This is a genomic window from Microvirga arsenatis (genome assembly GCF_009910705.1).
Lineage (GTDB): Bacteria > Pseudomonadota > Alphaproteobacteria > Rhizobiales > Beijerinckiaceae > Microvirga > Microvirga arsenatis.
The window spans coordinates 498,786-516,244 of sequence record NZ_JAAAXJ010000003.1; the positions used below are offsets into that span (position 1 = coordinate 498,786).

Genomic DNA, 17,459 nt, shown 5'->3' on the forward strand with positions numbered 1-17,459 from the left:
TCATGGCATTCCTCCGCATGGCCCCCATCGCACCGCGCCCGTGGCCGCAGCGTCGTTTGCCGCATGGTAGGACAACAAGCTTGACCTGTGAAGACAAGGCGGCAGTGCAGGGCGGTCGTCGGACCGCTCCGCAAGGCGCCTCATCGCACTTCGGCTACTCCGCCAGCAGCCGGCTGAGCGCACCCGACAATGCCTCACGGGAAATCTCGCCAACGTGGACGGACTGGAGCTTTCCGTCTGTGCCGATGAAGAGGGTGACCGGCAGACCCGGCGTGGCGTAGTGGCGAGGCACGTCCGTGCGCGCATCGAGCAGCACGTTCGACAGCGTGATCTTCTCCTTGTTCAGGTAGCCCTCAATCGTCGTGCGCCTCTCGCCCTGGTTCACGAACAGGAACGTGACGTCGTCTCTCGCCGCTGCCACCTCGGCCATCATCGGCATCTCGCGCCGGCAGGGCGGACACCAACTGGCCCAGAGGTTCACTACGACGGGTTTTCCCATAAAAGCCGTCATGGACGTGTCGCCTCCCTTGATGTTCTCCAAAGCAACATGCGGCATCGGGGTCGAAGGCGTGGCGTTGGTCAGCTGCCACACGACGTTCCACGCAAACAGCGCTATCGCCAGACTGACCACGGCACCAATGGCCGTGCGGCGCGTACGCACCAGGGCCACGGACACAGCAACAACAGAGGCAGCGGCCCATGGCCAGGAGAAGCCTCCCTGCCAGACCGCCAGGATGCGCCAGGGCTCGGCGGCGAAACTGGCGGTGTTCTCGATCACGTGCCCGAGACGCGCCGTGATCAGGCCTGCGATGAGGGCCCAACTCGACCACCGCCCGATGCGGGGATCCAGGCGGGAGGACAGGACCCACGTGACGGCCATGAAGGCACCGATGCCGACGATGGCGGCGAGGCGATCACCGGCGAAGATGAGGGGACCAATTGAAACGGCTTGCATGAGCGCGTTGGTTCAGGATCCAGCTTAAGGCAGCCTTAAGAGAACCGCCGGATCCAGCGCTGCCACCGTCAGCCTGTGGCCACGTCGATGCCGAAGCCAACCCGTACGCCGGACCGACCCTGGCGATTGTGCAGCACGAAGGAGGCCTTTGCCCGCCGGAGCGCCGCGTCGACGATGGCAAGGCCAAGGCCGCTGCCGACAGGGCTGCGATGGCGCCCACGGAAGAACCGGTCGGTCACTTGGCCGATCTCGTCCTCCGGGATGCCAGGGCCCTCGTCTTCCACGGCGATCACCGGCGGGCTTGCACTGCTGTCGAGGACCCACCGCACGCGCCCACCCGCCGGCGAGTGCTGCACGGCGTTCTCATGCAGGTTGCGCACGGCGAGATGGAAGAGTTCGCGGTTCATCCGGATCGTCGTATGGTGGAGCGCGGGGTCGATCTCCACCCCAACATCCGTGTGGCTGGTTCTGAGGCTGGCGGCGATGTCCTCGATGGCGCGCCCGACCACGATGTCCTGAGGCTCGCCCTCGTCCGGAACGGCATCGAGCTCGGACATGGCAAGCAGCTGGCGCACGAGGCGGCTGGTGCGGTCGACGGCCACCAACGTTTGCCTCATCGCTCCTTCGCGGATTTCCGGATCCCTCGCCGCCAGGGCCACTTGGACCTGGGTGCGCAGGCCGGCCAGCGGGGTGCGCAGCTCGTGCGCCGCAAAGGCCGTGAAGCTGCGCTCATGCTCGCGGGCTGCCGCGAACTTGCCGAACAGGCCGTTGAGGGCGTCAACAACGGGACGGATCTCCGACGGCGGGTTGCCGACGCTGACCGGGCTCAGGTCCTCGGGGCCGCGCGCCTTGAGGCCCTGTGTCAGGCGGCGCAGGGGCCGCAGCCCGCTCCCGACGCTGGCCCAGATCAGGAAGGCGAGCAGCGGGACCACAACGATGGCCGGCAGAACAAGCCCCCGGACGAGGTCGGTGACGAGGCGATCCCGCAGCCCGAGCCGGTCGCCGACCAGCACACGGATGCCGCGGTCTCGGTCGGCGAAGGCATAGACCCGCCACGGCTCGCCGCCCACCTCCTGCTCCGAGAACCCGCTGGTCTCGTTCGACAACGCGGCCTCAGGGGCGCCGCTGGAGCGTCCGATCAACCGGCCGTCGAACGACCAGATCTGGCACGAGAGCTGGCGCTCGTAGCCCACATGCGTTGGCTCCGGGAGCGGTATGGAGGCCGGGGCTTCGCCGGCGCGGGCCGAGAGCGCGATCTCGCCGCTGGTGACCAGCGAACCCACCATGCGGGCCGCCTCCATAAGGCGCGTGTCGAGCACGTGCTGCAGTTGGCGCTTGGTGTCGAGATAGATCCAAGCCGTCGCGAACAGCCAGATCAGGGTCGTGGCGGCAATGAGGATGATGAAGAGGCGGGTGCGGATCGAGCTCATGTCAGGCGCTCCGGAGACGGTAGCCGAGGCCGCGCACCGTCTCGATGGCGTCGCGCCCGATCTTCACGCGAAGGTGATGCACGTGGACCTCGACGGCGTTGCTCTCCACGTCCTCCTCCCAGCCATAGAGCCGGTCGGCGAGCTGGTCCTTCGACAGCACCGTGCCGGGATGTCTCATGAGAGCCTCCAGGATCGAGAATTCGCGGCGCGAGAGGCCGACCGGCTTGCCGTCGACCTCAACGGTGCGGCGGCCGGGATCGAGCTCAATCCCGTTCCACGCCAGGACCGGCGAGGCGCGTCCCGCGGCCCGGCGTGAGATAGCCCGCAGACGGGCGGCGACCTCGTCGAGATCAAAGGGTTTTCCGAGATAATCGTCCGCTCCGCTGTCGAGGCCGCCGATCCGGTCGGCGACGGTGTCCTTTGCAGTCAGCAGCAAAACCGGCGTTGCGTCCTGGCGCCGGCGCAGCTCGCGCAAGATGTCGAGCCCGGAGCCGTCCGGCAGCATCAGGTCGAGGACGATGGCATCGAACTCGGCCGTGGCCAGGGCCGCGCGGGCATCGCCGCACGACGCCACCGCATCGACCGTGAAGCCATGAATGCCAAGTCCAACCTTCAGGCCGTCGAGCAGCACCGCATCGTCTTCAACCACAAGAATACGCATCGAGCACCTCCGCGGGCTCTGTGACCCGCTACCCTTAAGGCTGCCTTAAGGTTGGCCGGGAGTTTGGGGGAAGTTGTCCTAGTCGCGAGGATTCGCTTGCCCCACAACCTTACCCGAATTGTGTTTGCGCTCGTTGCGCTGGTCCTTGGCTCAATCGGGGCGGGGGCGCAGTTCAATATCCCCAGCGCCGACGAAGTGTTCAGGTTCAGCGCCTCGAAGAGCGCCGATGGAGGTATCATCCTCGACTGGGCGATTGCCCCGGACATGTACCTGTATCGCGACAAAGTGATCGTCTCGGCCTCGCCCGGCGACGCCAAGCCGCTGCCGGTCGAAACCAGCCCCGGCCAGAAGAAAGACGATCCAACCTTCGGCGAGACCGAGGTTTACCACGATGCGGCCCGCGCGACCGTGTCGGCCGGCGCCTTGGCCGCCGCCAGCTCGCCCCAGACGGTCCATGTCACCTACCAGGGCTGCGCCGAGAAGCTCGGCATCTGCTATCCGCCCGAGACGAAAGCCATCGAACTTGCGGCGCTTCCGGTGGCGAATGGTGGCCCGGCGGCTTCGACCGGCCCCTCGCAGCCGGTCGAAGCCGCCGCGTCCGCCACGACTGCGCCGCCGACGCCGCAAACGGCCTCGCAGGATAATGCCTGGATGAGTGGCAGCCTGGCGTCGGTCCTGGCGACCTTCCTCGGCTTCGGGCTGCTGCTGACCTTCACCCCCTGCGTGCTGCCGATGATCCCGATCCTGTCGGGCATGCTCGCCCGCAGCGGAGGGCGGCTCTCGGCGGGGAGGGGCTTCGCGCTCTCGGTCACCTACGTGCTCGCCATGGCGGCGGCCTATGGCTTGCTCGGCGTCGCCGCCGCCTGGTCGGGGCAGAACCTGCAGGCCGCCCTGCAGACGCCTTGGGCCTTGGGCGCCATGAGCGTGCTGTTCGTGGTTCTTGCGCTGTCGATGTTCGGCCTGTTCGAACTCCAGCTCCCCAGCTCCTGGACCAGCTTCATCTCGGGTCGCACCTCGGGGATGGGCGGCTCGCTTCCTGGCGCGGCGGCCCTCGGTTTCACGTCGGCCCTGATCGTCGGCCCCTGTGTGACGCCGCCGCTGGCCGGGGCTCTGCTCTACGTGTCGCAAACGGGCGACATGATGCGTGGCGCGGCGGCCCTGTTCATGCTGGGACTCGGCATGGGCCTGCCGCTGATCGTGTACGGCACCGTCGGGGCCAAGGCCCTGCCGAAGTCAGGCCTCTGGCTGGTGCGCGTCAAGCAGGCTTTCGGCGTCGTCTTCCTCGGCGTCGCCATCGCGATGGTCTCGCGCATCGCGCCACCCCAGCTGTCGCTCGCCCTGTGGGCCATGCTCGCCATCGGAGCCGGCGTGTTCCTCGGTGCCTTCGATCCGGCGCCCGGCTGCGCGGCCCGCCGGCTGGCCAAGGCAGCCGGCATTGCAGCAGTTCTCTACGGTGGAACGCTGGTGGTGGGCGCCGCGTCCGGGGCGACGGACCCGCTCCAGCCGCTGGCCACCTTGGCACGGGGCTCGGCGCCCGCCGTAACGAGTGAGCTTGCAGCCACCCGCGTCACCACGCCGGCGGAGTTCGACGCCGCGGTCGAGACGGCCCGGGCGCAGGGCAAGCCGATCCTCGTCGACTTCACCGCCGAGTGGTGCGTGACCTGCAAGGAGATCGACCGCACCGTCTTCGCCGATCCCACCGTGCAGGCAAGGCTCAAGGACGTGGCGTTCATCCGCGCCGACGTGACGGATTACAACGATGGGAGCCGCAATCTGATGCAGCGCTTCGGCGTGGTCGGGCCTCCGACGATCCTGTTCCTCGATCCGAAGACCGGACAGGAACTCGCCCCGGCCCGCACCATCGGCACCATCGATGCAGACGGCTTCCTCCAGAAGCTTACAGCGGCGGGCGCGTGATGGTTTTCGGCTCGACTCGTCACCGTGCTTTCCCCCAGGCCTACGCATGGTCGCGCCGGACGATCCTGAGGTATGCAGCCCTGATCCCATGCCTGACGCTCTCGCCTCAACGAGGGCAGGCAGGGGCCGCGGAACTGGCCTTTGCTCATGTCACCAACCGCAGGGAGTTCGACGCCGCATTCACCAAGGCTCGTGCTCAGAAGAAGTCGGTGCTGGCGTACTTCACAGCGGAGTGGTGCCCGATCTGCAAGAGCATCGACAGCCGCGTGTTCTCCAATCCTGTGATCAAGAGGCGGCTTGAGCGCATCGCCCTGGTTCGCGCGGACGTGACGGCCGTCGATGCCGGCAACCGGGCGCTCATGGAACACCTTCGGGTGTCAGGCCCGCCGACCATGTTCGTCATCGATCCGAAGGACGGCCGGGAGATGCCCAGAACCCGCCTGACCGGGGCCGTCGACGCCAACCTCTTCCTCGACACGATCAATCTTGCAGGCCTTTAGGCCCGCGACCGTCCTTCCCCGCATTCCAAGGAGTCAACAATGGCCGTCCTGACCAGATCTCTCTTCGCCGCCGTTTTGGCCGCATTGTCTGTCGCTGTCATCATGCCCGCCGCACCGGCTCTGGCCCAGGACATCTCGGTCGACGCGATCCTGAACGATCCGCAGGCGCCCGTCGGCGGCAATCTCAAGGGCGATGTCACCATCGTGGCGTTCCTCGACTACAACTGCCCGTTCTGCAAGAAGTCGGCCCCCGACCTGGAGAAGCTCGTCAAGGCCGACGGCAGGATCCGCTTGGTCTACAAGGACTGGCCGATCCTCACGCCAGCTTCCATCCATGGTGCGCAGCTGGCATTGGCCGCCAAGCGCCAGGGCAAGTACGAGCAGGTTCACCACGCCCTGATGGCCATCCCTGGCATGCGGATCAGCAAGGAGAAGATGACTGAGGCAGTCCAGAGGTCCGGCGTCGACATGGAACGCCTGAACGCAGACCTGAAGCAGCACGGCGCCGAGATTCAGGAACTTATTCAGCGCAACCTCGATCAGGCCGACGCGCTCGGGCTGACGGGAACACCGGTCTACCTGATCGGCCCGTTCAAGGCATCGGGAGCGCTCACCTACGAGCAGTTCCGCAAGGCGGTCGCCGACGCCCGCGCCCAGGGCAAGCAGTAACCCGCATCCGCGCCCCCTCCGATACCACTCTCTCTCAGGACATCCATGTTCAGTCTCGCACAGCTGGTACAGCTAGCCGGTCTCCTCCGTGTCTCCGCTCTGATCCTCCCGATCACTCTGGCCGCCTGCAACACGACCGCAAGCGCGCCGCCTCCACCGGTGGCCGCGGCGCCGGCCGTCGATCCCGTCACAGCGGAACGCTATGCCGCGGTGACCACCGACAAGCATCTGGTACCGGGCGTCGATCCCACCACGCTCAAGCCGCGCAGCATGCGCCAGCTCGTGGATTACGCGACTGCCGAGAAACCGGGTACCATCGTGGTCGATACGAATGCCCGCTTCATCTACCTCGTGCAGGAGGGCGGCAAGGCGCTGCGCTATGGCGTCGGCGTCGGCAAGGAGGGGCTGGAGTTCAAAGGCTCGGCGACGGTGAACCACAAGGCGCAGTGGCCGCGCTGGACGCCAACACCCGACATGATCAAGCGCGAGCCGGAGCGCTATAGAAAGTGGGCCGGTGGGATGCAGGGCGGCACCGACAACCCGCTCGGCGCACGCGCCCTGTACCTGTTCAAGGACGGCAAGGACACGCTCTACCGCATCCACGGCACCAACGAGCCGGAGACCATCGGCGAGGCGGTTTCCTCCGGCTGCATCCGCATGATGAACCAGGACGTCATAGATCTCTACAGCCGCGTCCCGGCCGGCAGCAAGGTGGTCGTCCTGTGACGGCGACTGGCACATCCGATCAGCGTGATTTCGGAAAGGAGCAACCAATGGATCTGACCCGACGCCGGATCATCCAGGGCGCCGCGCTGGCGTTCCTCTCCCCCGCGTCCTTCAAGGCTGCCCAGGCCCAAAGCGGGGAGGGCTGGCACCCGCTGAAAGGGGACGACGGCAAGCCCGTGGCTAACGCACGCCTGCCGGTCGAGCTGACCAACGAGATCGAGCATCTGCCCGGCTTGATCTGGGTGGGCTCGAAGAGTTCCGCCGTGACGCTCTATGAGTTCTACGACTACAACTGCCCGTATTGCCGGGTGGCGTCGAAGGACCTGCACGAGCTCGTGAAAAAGAGGCCGGAACTGCGCCTCGGGCTCATCAACAACGCCATCCTGTCCCTCGGATCGATGCAGGCGGCAAAGGTGGAAATCGCGCTGCTCCTGCTGAAGGGCCCGGCGGTGGCCTACGAGTTCCACCAGCGCCTGTTCGCCATGCCCGGCACGAACGACGGCCAGCGGGCGCTCAAGCTCGCCGAGGACCTTGGGGTCCCGAGACGCCAGATCGAGCCCACGGCCGACAGCGACAAGGTTGGCGGGATGCTGCGCGAGCAGACCTCGCTGGCGGCCAACCTCGGGCTTGCGGCGACACCATCCTTCGTCGCCGGCGGCGTTGGCGTGCTTGGTTATCCCGGTCCCAAGACCATTGGCGGGATCGTCGCCGCCCTCGACAAATGCGGCGAGGTGGTGTGCCCCTCCTGACGCAACGCGTCAGGTCGAAACCTCAACAACGAAAGCTTTGACGAATGCGGATGAACTCGGCGCGTGGCGTTCTGAGCGGGGTGATCCTGGCCGCAGCCCTGGCGGGCTGCGTGACGGTTGGCGACCCGAAACACCTGAAGCCGGTGCCGCCGAAGCTGGTGGCCAGCATGCAGGTGAAGGGGATGACGGTCTCCGATCCCATCCTCATCCGGGTGTTCAAGAAGGAAGCCGAGCTGGAGGTCTGGAAGCGCGACGCGACCGGCCAGTACGCCCTTCTCAAGATCTATCCGGTCTGCCGCTGGTCGGGGCAGCTGGGGCCGAAGATGCAGGAGGGTGACCGGCAGACGCCGGAGGGGTTCTACACGGTGCGGGCTGGCCAGATGAACCCAAACTCCGCCTATTACCTGTCATTCGACCTAGGCTTCCCGAACGAGTTGGACCGGGCGCTTGGCCGGACGGGGTCGGCGCTGATGATCCATGGCGCCTGCTCGTCCTCGGGCTGCTTCGCCATGACGGATGACGGCGCCGCCGAGCTCTTCGCCTTGGCGCGGGAGGCCATCAAGGGCGGACAGGAGGCGTTCCAGGTCCAGTCCTTCCCCTTCCGCATGACGCCGGAGAACCTGGCCGAGCACCGGGCGAGCCCGCACATCGCGTTCTGGCGCAACCTGAAGGAGGGCTCGGACCATTTCGAGGCGACACGCCGGCCGCCGACGGTGGCCAGCTGCGGCAAGCGCTACGTGTTCAATGCCCGCCCGAACGATCCCGGTGGGCGGTTCGGCGCCGGGGCAGCTTGCCCCGCTTTCACGGTCGAGGCCGGGGCCGCCATGATGGTGGCGGCGAAGCAGGCGAGGGACGAGGCACGGATCAGGGAGATCGTGGCCTCGGGGCGGGCAGCTGTCTCCTACACCTATGCCGACGGATCGATGCACCCCTCGTTCCAGGAGCTCCTGCGCCGCTCGGGACCGGCGCGCCTGCAGGCTCTGACCTCGGGGCGGGTGGAGGTCAGTCGTCCGGAAACCGCCTTGGCCGAGCCGAAGGTGACGCCGGCAGGTCCCGCCCCCGCATGGGCCTCCGGCACCACCCGAAACGACGGAACCTGAGCGGAGGCCGAGATTTGGGGAGCACCTGCGAAACATTCCGCTGAGGTGCTGGTTGGCCGGCCAGGGGCAGAACCACTTTGACGATGAGGTGAGCCGTGACACGCACCGGAGCCAATCGCCGCTACCACTGGTCGGGGTACCTGCTGGGCTTTGCGCTCGGCGGCTTCTTCGACGGGATCCTGCTCCACCAGATCCTCCAGTGGCATCACCTCCTGAGCACGATCAATTCCGACGACATCCGCTTCCAGGTGGCGGCAGACGGCTACTTCCATGCCCTGATGTACGTCATCGCCGCCGTAGGCCTTTGGTTGCTGTGGGCGTCGCGGAATGACCCCCGCGCCTCGGGCCGCCTGCTCCTGGGAAGCATCCTGATCGGGTTCGGCGTCTGGCATGTGGTCGACACCATCCTGTCGCACTGGCTGCTCGGCATTCACCGCATCCGCATGGACAGCCCCAATCCTCTCTTCTGGGACCTGCTGTGGTTGGGCCTGTTCGGCATCGTGCCCCTGATCCTTGGTTGGATGATGGGAGGGCCGCGGGACGAGGACGGGGCTCGCGCGTCCCGCGCATCGGCGGTCGTCCGGTCCCTTGCGGCTCTTCTCGTTCTTGGTGCGGGAGCCGTGGCCCTCTGGCCGCCGCGGGGCAACGAGTTCACCACGGTGCTGTTTGCCCCTGGAACCAGCCAGGGGCGCATCTTCGAGGCCATCGCCGCGGTTGACGGGGAACTGGTGTGGGCCGACGGAAGCGGCGAGCTCGTGGTGGTGCGGATGCCGGAGGAGCAGTCAGGTCTGACGCTGTTCCGGCGCGGCGCCATCCTCGTGAGCGGGGCCGGGCTTCCGCCCGGCTGCTTCAACTATGCGAGGACCTGATCCCCTTCGGCTCAGACGAGGTTGAGGCTTTTCACCAGCATGTAGATCGCGACCACGAAGATCAGGCCGGCAAACACCGTGTTGAGCGCGCCTTTCCTGCCCGCGAGCAACTTGGCGGAGCGCGTGCCGAGCAGGCCACCCAAGACGCCGCCGCCAATGAACAACGCCGCCAGGGGCCAGTCGATCAGGCCCGACAGGGCGTAGTTGGACGCCGTGGTCAGCCCGAAGGCCGACACCGCCACCAGGGACGAGCCGACAGCATTCAGGATCGGCATGCCGGTCGCCATGATCAGGCCCGGCACGATCAGGAAGCCGCCGCCGATGCCGAAAAAGCCGGACAGGGCACCCGTCGCCAGGCCGATGCCGACCAGCTTGGGGAAGTTGTCCCGCGCCAGGCGGACATCCTTGTCGCCCTCACCGGAGCGCTTGCGCAGCATCAGGGTGCCAACGATCATCATCAGCACGGCGAACAGCGCGAGCAGATTCTGCCCGTCCATCATCTTGCCGAGCGTCGAGCCGCCGAACGCGCCGACCACGCCTGAGACGGCAAAGACCAGGGCGCAGCGCCACTTGACGGTTCCGCCGCGGGCATGGCTGCCGAGGTTGGCGAGGGCGTTCACCGCCACCGCGACCGCGCTCGTGCCGATGGCCACGTGCGGGTTGGTCACGCCGACGAGATAGACGAGCAGCGGCACCGCCAGGATCGAGCCGCCCCCGCCCACGAGGCCAAGCGTGAAGCCGACGAGCGAGCCCGAGGCGAGGCCGAGGGCGCTCTGGGTAAGCGACAAATCCATCATGATCTCCTGCTAGAGCCGCGGCACGGGTTGTTAAATGCGTCAGGCGTGCTTGGGTTGGGCAAAGGCCGTCCGGTTCCACGGGGCCTTCCTCAGGATCCGGGCCATGCCGCAGAACCCGGTGACCCCCGCCATCGTCAGGCCGGCACCGACAAAGGCTGGGATGATGAAGAACCACTGTGAGACGAGTAGGCCCAGCATCGTGCCGAGGAAGGCCATGCTGCCGGCGCCGATCTGCACCTGGCGCTGCAGCTCCAGCGGCTGACGGCGGTCGACGGCCGACGGCAGGCCAGCCTTCTTCCAGGCGTCGAGGCCGCCTTCAAGAATGTAGGCATCGCAGGCGCTGCCAGCCGTGGCGGCAAGGCGGGCGGCGTTGCCCTGCGTGCGTGCGCCACTCCTGCAGTGGAAGATCACCGGATTGCCCTCGTGCAGGGCGAGATCAGCCGCATCAAGCTTCGACAGGGGCATCAGACGGGCGCCAGGGATGTTCTCCCGGGCATGCTCGTCGGTTTCGCGGATGTCAACTAGGACGGCGCCTTGGTCGAGCAGGCGCTTGGCTTCGATGGGGCTCAGGGTGGCAGGCGACATGGTGGATCTCCGATGTGGGGCGGTCCTGGAGGCAGTCCCTGATTGTATTAGGTATTTCTTATTTAGTGATTGCTTATATATTGTCAACAGCAATCACAAGACGAACCATTGAGGAGGTTCAGATCATGTCAGGCCAACCGATCATCCGGGCGTTCTTCGATGAGCCCACCAACACCGTCAGCTACCTGGTCGCGGATCCGGCGACCAGGAAGGCGGCGATCATCGATCCGGTGTTCGACTACGACCACAACTCCGGCACGGTCGACACGCGCTCGGTCGAGGCGATGCTCAAGGCGGCTGAGGAGGCGGGCTACACGGTGGAATGGGCGCTGGAGACCCACGCCCACGCCGACCATCTCTCAGGTGCGCCCTACATCAAGGCGAAGACCGGGGCGAAGATCGGCATCGGCGAGCACATCAAGGACGTGCAGAAGATCTTTCGGCCGATCTTCAACGCCACCGACCTCAACCCGGACGGCAGCGATTTCGACCACCTGTTCAGGGACGGCGAGCGCTTCAAGATCGGCGAGCTCGATGTGGAGGTGCTGCACACCCCCGGGCACACCCCAGCCGACATCTCCTACAAGGTCGAAGATGCCGTGTTCGTGGGCGACACGATGTTCATGCCGGACTACGGCACCGCCCGCGCCGACTTCCCGGGCGGCGACGCCCATCAACTCTACCGCTCGATCAGACGCCTAACCGCGCTGCCGCCCGAGACGCGGTTGTTCATGTGCCACGACTACAAGGCGCCGGGCCGCGACACCTATGCTTGGGAGACCACTGTCGCGGAGCAGCGCGAGAAGAACGTGCATGTGAAGGAAGGCGTCACCGAGGAGGAGTTCGTCGCCATGCGAACCGCCCGTGACGCAAAGCTGGCCGCGCCCCGGCTGCTGCTGCCCTCGATCCAGACCAACATCCGGGCCGGCAAGTTCCCACCAGCCGAGGCCAACGGCGTCCGTTACCTGATGATCCCGGTCAAGATGAAGGGCAGCGCCGAGGAGGTCGTCTAGCTTCAGCGGGGCAGTCGCGGATCAGGACAGCGCAGCTCTGCCGATTTCATCGAAAGCTCCCTCGCCGGCAGTACCGGTGAGGGAGAAGGATTCAGAAAGAGGAAGAACTCTGAAGCCTGTTCAAGCTTCTTCACCTGGGGTGAACGGACGATGACCTCGGTCGAACGTGGCCACATATCATGAAGGACGAGCCGCCCGAGACTCACTGTATCCTCGCCGGGTCGCTCAATCGTGAGCACGATGGTCACGATCAGCCGCAACTGATGCTGTTCATCCCTGCCTCAACATGAACATCACGAGCGCGTAACTGCCAATCCGTCAGAGACAAACAGCCGACTGTATGGCCTCGTGTTCGGCCGCACCCAGGTTGTAGACCTCGAAGCTGTCTGGATCTTTGAGGAATTCTGCCCTGGCACGGACGTTGAAATAGAAGTGTGGCATGTCGGTTCTTCCATGAACAGCGCGGAGTGGCGTGGCGGTGAACGTAGGGATACTGCTAGACCCATTGGTCTGATCCGGCACAGAGATCATCAACACAACCAAACCCGCAATTTGTTATGGGCCGGAACACACTGTCAGGATTGCCCCTCTCTGAGCCAAGAGAGAGCTGGGTTTATTTGGGCCTGGGGCGGGCAGCTTCCTAACAAGCTGGGAGAGGCATTATTCCACGCCTAAGCGTCGCTGCTACCTGCTTTCTTGGCCAGCTCCTTGCGCTGTGGATCATGGATGATTTGGGATCTCTTCACCATTAGCTGTTCGCGCGCCTGGAGAGCGGACATGGCACGAGCCACCGCGTCGTCAACGCGCTTGGCAAAGCCATGAATTGGAAGCCTAAGCATCGCTGTCCCTCCCTTGTGAGTCATTGGGTTTTCTCGTTCAAACTTCGGATGGAACTTAAGCTGGGACTTTGAGATTTGTCACAGAACTGGAGGTAGGCCGAGTCCATCCCGAAGAGCCATGTCCCTGTCGGCACGCAGCGGTTGATCCTCGCGCAGCTCCCGCTTCATGCGCCGAAGTTGCTTAGCGACTTTTATGAGGGCGGTGTCAAAGGCAGTGTAAATGTCTCGGTCCCGGCTCTCTGCGCTCTTCACAGGCAAGCCGCCCATGCGCATCGTGATGCTGCATCGGTAAGCCGCTCCGTCACGGCTGAAGTGGGCAGATGCTGTGTTCAGGCACCCGAAGTACTTGCCGGCGATGCGAAGGATGCTCGCCCGTGCATAGACAGGAAGCCCGTCACCGAGATGGACATTCGCACCTTGAATTGTAATATTGTTGTCTGAGCCGTTTAGCTTCATACTGCCCTCCTGAAGGAATCTCGCTTGTATGCTTCAATGCAGGGACTGACCCCCGTGCTGCGCGTCGGCGATGAACTCCACCGCTCGGCCCAACTCAAGCTCATCGAGTTCCGTACAGCCGCAACTGTCGATCACCACGCGGTGTGCATTCGAATACAGTTCGAGCCAGAACCACGGCAGACTGGGAAGCCTTTGCGTCTCCGGAACCTCAGTCAGACGGGCCTCCAACGCGCCGAACCGGGCAATGGTCACGGTGCGGGAGCCGTCCGTCTCGGGCGTACAGGCCAGCTGGACATAAGCACGGACGATGCGTGCTTCGATTTCATCGGGGCTCATCCCGGTTTCCATGAGACTGATGGGAATTCCTATTTTCCCGAGTATCCCAAGCATCGTGCTCTCCGCATTGCCGGGAGCGGGTGTCCGCTTCCTCGGTTATCGCCTTAATACGTCCGACCGCCCATGCGAGGATAAGCTGGTCGATCCGTGCACCTGCCGTCCGCCACAGGTCCAGCAGGCGCTTGCCAAGCCATACCGGCATTGCCTCTTCCTCAGCCGCCATGGCGGACGCACTTTGGTTGCGACTTCGTTGCCCACCGCCCCGAACGACGGCCTCTCGCCCTTTATCAACCGGAAGAGGCATCACTCTCGAGACCCCAAAGGCGTCAGTGCCATGCAGGAAACCGCATAGACGCTTGGATGGGAATCAGGTGAAGACCGGAGGAGGAGGTCAGGATTGCCCTGCTATGGGACAGCCAGTCAGGGCTCGATCAGCTTGTTGCGAACCGCATAGAGGGCGAGTTCCACCCCCGAGCGCAGATTCAGCTTGCGCATCGCTGACGTTCGATGCGTCTCGACAGTCTTGATGCTGACCTGCCAGCGCTCGGCTATATCGCGGTTGCTGTGGCCTTCCGCCACCAGTTGGATCACCTCCCGTTCACGAGAGGTCAGGGTCTCCGAGGCGACCGTCTTGCCCCCACTCAAGAAGGTGTCGAGCAGGGTCTGAGCAACCTGAGGCGAGAAGTAGGGCTGCTTGCGTAGCAGGGCGTGCACGGCCCGGGTGATCTCGGCATCGTCCTCCGTTTTTAGCAGGTAGCCACGGGCTCCAGCGTGGAGGATGTCGCGGATCACATCCTCATTGTTGTGCATCGTGTAGATCAGCACCTCTGTCTTCGGGCATGCGCGGCGGATCTGGCGCGTCGCCTCCAGGCCGTTGAGCAGAGGCAAGGAATAATCGAGGATTGCGACGTCAGGCTGGTGCTGGACGGCGATGTCGACTGCCCTCTGGCCATTCTCTGCCTCAGCACACACGCCCCAACCGGCCTGCGCTTCCAGCACAAGCCGCAAGCCCCGGCGCACAATGGAATGATCGTCTGCAACGATGAGTTTGATGGTCATGGCCGCCCATACGAATGCTGGCGATGCTACCTTTGTTGATCTTCCGAGCCCATCAGGCGATGACCTGAGGCAGTGCTCAGGGGTTTCCTTACCCTATTCCGCTTGGGTCCTGCTGTTTTCGGAGCACAATGGTCATTTTCAGATGTCTGTGCGGATGGCAGAAGAACACCGGCGCTGGCGGTTCGGGGCTCATCGGCAAGCGCAGGGAACATAAGGCGCACGGTCGTTCCATGCCCTTCCTGACTTTCCAGCTGCACGTCACCGGCACTCTGTTGGACAAAACCCAAGACTTGGCTGAGACCCAGCCCATTCCCCTCTTCGGACTGCTTTGTGGTGAAGAATGGCTCAAACGCCTGCTCTACTACCGCAGGAGGCATGCCGGCCCCAGTGTCCCTGACGACCACCTGTACCCATGAGCGACCCTTTCCCTCAGCCTTTCCAGGCGGCGGGATGGCTGCCGTCTCTACAGTGATTGTGCCCCCGCGAGGCATGGCGTCCCGGGCGTTGAGAATAAGGTTCAACAGACTTGCTTCGAAATGAACTGGGTCGAGCAGACATGCAGCATTGCTGCTGGCTAACCTGATCTCAAGGGAGGCACGCGGGCCGGCCGCTTGTCTCAGGATGGGTGTGAACCCAGAAATCAGCTCGTCGATGACAGCTGGCTTGGGATGGAGTTCCTGCCGGCGCGCAAAGGCCAACAAGCGCTGGATCATGGCTCTTGCGCTTCTGAGGGAATGATCTGCCTCGCCGATGACTGAGAGGGCATCGGAATTCCCGACCAAGTGCGGCTTCAGGAGCATGCAGGTCGAATGCATGATCCGCAGGGTGTTGCCGAAATCGTGCGCAATCCCGCCGGCGATGCGGCCCAGCGCCTCCAAACGGTGCGCGCGGTTCAGCCGCGCCTGCTCCCCCAGTTCACGCTTACGGCTTTCGTGAACGAGAAAGATCAGAACACTGATCAGACAGAGAAGGATTGCGGCAGCGACAACAACAACGGTGGCATGCTGACGCCATGGTTGAAACACAGTTGCTTGAGCGAGCCCAACCAACACTACGACGGGCGAGTTGCCCAAGGCGCGATAGCCAACAACCCGGGGCGTGCCGTCAACCGGGCTGGTGGCCCAGTACACACCCTTCGGATTTTTGCCTACGAGGCTGAAAATCGGCTCGGCGTCTGCAAACGAGCGCCCAATGGCACCGTCGGCAGGGCTGCGAGCCAGAATCGTTCCATCACGCAGCAAGAGGGCAATGAAGCCGCCTTCTCCGACAGATAAGCCACGGTAGAAGTGTTCGAAGTATGAGGGTTCAACCGCAGCAACGATCACGCCCCCGAAGATTGCGTCAGGCTGGCTGACCCTTCGACTAAAGCTCACAAACCAGGTATTGGTTGACCGGCTTCTGAGGGGCTGCCCGATGTGCAGACCAAGGCTGGAACTGTTCTGATGAGCGTGGAAGTAGGGGCGGTCCAGTGCGTTGAGCCTTGGCGTGGCAGGGTAACCTGTGTCGTGGATTGGGGAGCCGTCCGGCCCGACGACAAAAAGAGCCCGAACATACGGCAACGCACTCAGCCGTTTGTTCAGGGTCTCTCGAAAGCGCTCGTCATGGGCGGGGAGACCAGGACTGGCTTCCAAGGTGTCACTGATACCCTGCAGCGTAAAGTCAATGGACTGGATGGTCCGCTCCGTCTGCTCGGCAAGGACATGGACGAGATTCTGGGCTGCCTCTTCGGCGCGTCCAGTAGCATCCCGGTAGCCGCGCCAGAGTTCGAAGGCTCCGAGCAGCATAATACCAATAGCGAGGATGAGTGCCGGAACCAAGGGAAGGTTGAACCTTGGCCATTGCAATTTCAAGTGGCGCTCCTCCTTGCAGTTACGGCATAAGGCGGTGATCTATTCTACTCTCTTGAGGCAGATACGCTATGGGCGTCGCGGTGCTCTTTTGTGTTGCCGGTGAAGATGGAGTGCGCCCCACGAGGTAGATCGGCATTCAAGAATTAAGCGGGGCTGCCGGGCTTGCGGAACTGGACCCCTATGGCGAAGCACTACACTCACAGCATCTAATTCTAACGGCAGGTCGCGCAAAATGACCTTGTAGACGATACCCTGCACAGCCTCGCCAAATGCTATGAACTGTTGCGCAACCTGGTCCGGACCTGGACCCGAAGATACGAGGCAGGCGCCCTTGAGGAAAATATCGCGACGGGAGCACTGCTCCAAGAGTCCAAGGCTTAGATTGCTCCCCTCGAGCGACTGGTCGGCAAGCTGGCTATCGAATTGGAATTTCTAAAGGAGGCTCTGTAGCACGAACACACCGGCCGCGAATCGCCTAAATCCACCATGACAGGCCCTATTGGCTCTCCGTCTCAAAGGAATGTCGACTGATGGGCCTGCCCCGCTCCATCACGGCCTTCCTCGTGCGGGCGCTGCGCTGGTTCAGAGCACGAGAGATTCGGGTCGAGCGGGTGCGAACAGACAAAGGGTCTGATTATGTCGCGCGAAGGTTCCGGAAGGCGCTGGGGAGACCCGGGTTCCGGCACATCCGCACCCGCCCGTACACCCGAAAACCAACGGCAAGGCCGGGCGCTTCATCCAGACGCTTTTGCGCGAATGGACTCATAAGGTCCCGTTCAGTTCATCATATGCAAATGCAGCCGACCTGCCGCGGTGGCTGTCCTGGTACCATCAGCAGCGCCCGCATGGTAGTCGCGGCCGACGAACACCGGCTCAGGCCCTCGCCGGAACAGCCTGAGCAGAATTCACACCTAGAGGCTGTTAAGGACCTTGGCTGAGGTCATCGGC

The 17,459-nt window shown here is 64.1% G+C and carries 18 protein-coding genes and 1 pseudogene; 9 read left to right on the forward strand and 10 right to left on the reverse strand.

Translation table 11 applies throughout. The annotated features are described in order from the left end of the window. Positions 1-154: 154 nt before the first annotated feature. From GR303_RS08485 to GR303_RS08495, 3 genes are all read right to left on the reverse strand, one after another. Positions 155-955 (reverse strand): TlpA disulfide reductase family protein, encoded by an 801-nt coding sequence (locus GR303_RS08485; RefSeq protein WP_161722381.1) that lies wholly within the window; start codon positions 953-955, stop codon positions 155-157. A gap of 68 nt (positions 956-1,023) precedes the next feature. Beyond that, entirely contained in the window at positions 1,024-2,385 is a 1,362-nt protein-coding gene (locus tag GR303_RS08490) for an ATP-binding protein (RefSeq protein ID WP_161722380.1), read from the reverse strand. A gap of 1 nt (position 2,386) precedes the next feature. Continuing rightward, a complete protein-coding gene (locus GR303_RS08495; protein WP_161722379.1) occupies positions 2,387-3,046 on the reverse strand; it encodes a response regulator in 660 nt (219 codons plus the stop codon). Between the two features lie 96 nt (positions 3,047-3,142). On the opposite strand from GR303_RS08495, the gene dsbD reads away from it, so the two are divergent. From dsbD to GR303_RS08530, 7 genes are all read left to right on the forward strand, one after another. After that, positions 3,143-4,963, forward strand: coding sequence for a protein-disulfide reductase DsbD (gene dsbD, locus GR303_RS08500; protein WP_161722378.1), 1,821 nt, complete (start codon positions 3,143-3,145; stop codon positions 4,961-4,963). Further along, entirely contained in the window at positions 4,963-5,463 is a 501-nt protein-coding gene (locus GR303_RS25135) for a thioredoxin family protein (RefSeq protein ID WP_161722377.1), read from the forward strand. Before dsbD ends, GR303_RS25135 begins: the two co-directional genes overlap by 1 nt. Before the next feature lie 39 nt (positions 5,464-5,502). Next, positions 5,503-6,132: a DsbA family protein gene (locus GR303_RS08510; protein WP_161722376.1), complete on the forward strand. Its 630-nt coding sequence runs from the start codon at positions 5,503-5,505 to the stop codon at positions 6,130-6,132. A gap of 45 nt (positions 6,133-6,177) precedes the next feature. Beyond that, positions 6,178-6,858, forward strand: coding sequence for a L,D-transpeptidase (locus GR303_RS08515; RefSeq protein WP_161722375.1), 681 nt, complete (start codon positions 6,178-6,180; stop codon positions 6,856-6,858). Between the two features lie 47 nt (positions 6,859-6,905). Next, on the forward strand, positions 6,906-7,607 hold the full coding sequence (locus tag GR303_RS08520; protein WP_161722374.1) for a DsbA family protein: 702 nt from the start codon (positions 6,906-6,908) through the stop codon (positions 7,605-7,607). A gap of 50 nt (positions 7,608-7,657) precedes the next feature. After that, positions 7,658-8,707, forward strand: a complete 1,050-nt coding sequence (locus GR303_RS08525) for a L,D-transpeptidase family protein (RefSeq protein ID WP_161722373.1) — start codon at positions 7,658-7,660, stop codon at positions 8,705-8,707. Positions 8,708-8,802: 95 nt separating this feature from the next. Then, positions 8,803-9,576, forward strand: coding sequence for a DUF2243 domain-containing protein (locus tag GR303_RS08530; protein WP_161722372.1), 774 nt, complete (start codon positions 8,803-8,805; stop codon positions 9,574-9,576). Between the two features lie 11 nt (positions 9,577-9,587). Here the strand turns inward: GR303_RS08530 and GR303_RS08535 are convergent, their stop codons facing one another. Together GR303_RS08535 and GR303_RS08540 are read right to left on the reverse strand one after the other, a co-directional pair. Next, positions 9,588-10,370 carry a sulfite exporter TauE/SafE family protein gene (locus tag GR303_RS08535; RefSeq protein ID WP_161722371.1) on the reverse strand — a complete coding sequence of 261 codons (783 nt, stop codon included), beginning with the start codon at positions 10,368-10,370 and terminating at the stop codon, positions 9,588-9,590. Positions 10,371-10,412: 42 nt separating this feature from the next. Next, positions 10,413-10,958, reverse strand: coding sequence for a rhodanese family protein (locus GR303_RS08540; RefSeq protein WP_161722370.1), 546 nt, complete (start codon positions 10,956-10,958; stop codon positions 10,413-10,415). 125 nt (positions 10,959-11,083) lie between these two features. Between GR303_RS08540 and GR303_RS08545 the strand changes: the two genes are divergently transcribed. After that, on the forward strand, positions 11,084-11,971 hold the full coding sequence (locus tag GR303_RS08545; protein ID WP_161722369.1) for an MBL fold metallo-hydrolase: 888 nt from the start codon (positions 11,084-11,086) through the stop codon (positions 11,969-11,971). 2 nt (positions 11,972-11,973) lie between these two features. Here GR303_RS08545 and GR303_RS08550 read toward each other — a convergent pair whose 3' ends face one another. The 5 genes from GR303_RS08550 to GR303_RS08570 all read right to left on the reverse strand — a co-directional run bounded on the left by GR303_RS08550 (position 11,974) and on the right by GR303_RS08570 (position 16,511). After that, positions 11,974-12,231, reverse strand: coding sequence for a hypothetical protein (locus GR303_RS08550; RefSeq protein WP_161722368.1), 258 nt, complete (start codon positions 12,229-12,231; stop codon positions 11,974-11,976). A gap of 657 nt (positions 12,232-12,888) precedes the next feature. After that, positions 12,889-13,266: a ribosome hibernation-promoting factor, HPF/YfiA family gene (gene hpf, locus GR303_RS08555; protein ID WP_161722367.1), complete on the reverse strand. Its 378-nt coding sequence runs from the start codon at positions 13,264-13,266 to the stop codon at positions 12,889-12,891. Positions 13,267-13,299: 33 nt separating this feature from the next. Further along, positions 13,300-13,602 carry a hypothetical protein gene (locus GR303_RS08560; RefSeq protein ID WP_161722366.1) on the reverse strand — a complete coding sequence of 101 codons (303 nt, stop codon included), beginning with the start codon at positions 13,600-13,602 and terminating at the stop codon, positions 13,300-13,302. A gap of 420 nt (positions 13,603-14,022) precedes the next feature. Beyond that, positions 14,023-14,661, reverse strand: coding sequence for a response regulator (locus GR303_RS08565; RefSeq protein WP_161722365.1), 639 nt, complete (start codon positions 14,659-14,661; stop codon positions 14,023-14,025). A gap of 26 nt (positions 14,662-14,687) precedes the next feature. Further along, the gene (locus tag GR303_RS08570; protein ID WP_161722364.1) at positions 14,688-16,511 is read right to left on the reverse strand and encodes a hybrid sensor histidine kinase/response regulator; all 1,824 of its coding nucleotides are present in this window, start codon (positions 16,509-16,511) and stop codon (positions 14,688-14,690) included. Positions 16,512-17,202: 691 nt separating this feature from the next. Between GR303_RS08570 and GR303_RS25420 the strand changes: the two are divergent. Then, a pseudogene (locus GR303_RS25420) lies at positions 17,203-17,409 on the forward strand (integrase core domain-containing protein); the annotation flags it as partial. Positions 17,410-17,459: the final 50 nt, after the last annotated feature.

Bases quoted from the DNA above. Each gene is read 5' to 3' on its own strand.
- GR303_RS08485 (WP_161722381.1), bottom strand. From the start codon at position 955: ATGCAAGCCGTTTCAATTGGTCCCCTCATCTTCGCCGGTGATCGCCTC.
- GR303_RS08490 (WP_161722380.1), bottom strand. From the start codon at position 2,385: ATGAGCTCGATCCGCACCCGCCTCTTCATCATCCTCATTGCCGCCACG.
- GR303_RS08495 (WP_161722379.1), bottom strand. From the start codon at position 3,046: ATGCGTATTCTTGTGGTTGAAGACGATGCGGTGCTGCTCGACGGCCTG.
- GR303_RS25135 (WP_161722377.1), top strand. From the start codon at position 4,963: ATGGTTTTCGGCTCGACTCGTCACCGTGCTTTCCCCCAGGCCTACGCA.
- GR303_RS08510 (WP_161722376.1), top strand. From the start codon at position 5,503: ATGGCCGTCCTGACCAGATCTCTCTTCGCCGCCGTTTTGGCCGCATTG.
- GR303_RS08515 (WP_161722375.1), top strand. From the start codon at position 6,178: ATGTTCAGTCTCGCACAGCTGGTACAGCTAGCCGGTCTCCTCCGTGTC.
- GR303_RS08520 (WP_161722374.1), top strand. From the start codon at position 6,906: ATGGATCTGACCCGACGCCGGATCATCCAGGGCGCCGCGCTGGCGTTC.
- GR303_RS08525 (WP_161722373.1), top strand. From the start codon at position 7,658: ATGAACTCGGCGCGTGGCGTTCTGAGCGGGGTGATCCTGGCCGCAGCC.
- GR303_RS08535 (WP_161722371.1), bottom strand. From the start codon at position 10,370: ATGGATTTGTCGCTTACCCAGAGCGCCCTCGGCCTCGCCTCGGGCTCG.
- GR303_RS08540 (WP_161722370.1), bottom strand. From the start codon at position 10,958: ATGTCGCCTGCCACCCTGAGCCCCATCGAAGCCAAGCGCCTGCTCGAC.
- GR303_RS08545 (WP_161722369.1), top strand. From the start codon at position 11,084: ATGTCAGGCCAACCGATCATCCGGGCGTTCTTCGATGAGCCCACCAAC.
- hpf (WP_161722367.1), bottom strand. From the start codon at position 13,266: ATGAAGCTAAACGGCTCAGACAACAATATTACAATTCAAGGTGCGAAT.
- GR303_RS08560 (WP_161722366.1), bottom strand. From the start codon at position 13,602: ATGAGCCCCGATGAAATCGAAGCACGCATCGTCCGTGCTTATGTCCAG.
- GR303_RS08565 (WP_161722365.1), bottom strand. From the start codon at position 14,661: ATGACCATCAAACTCATCGTTGCAGACGATCATTCCATTGTGCGCCGG.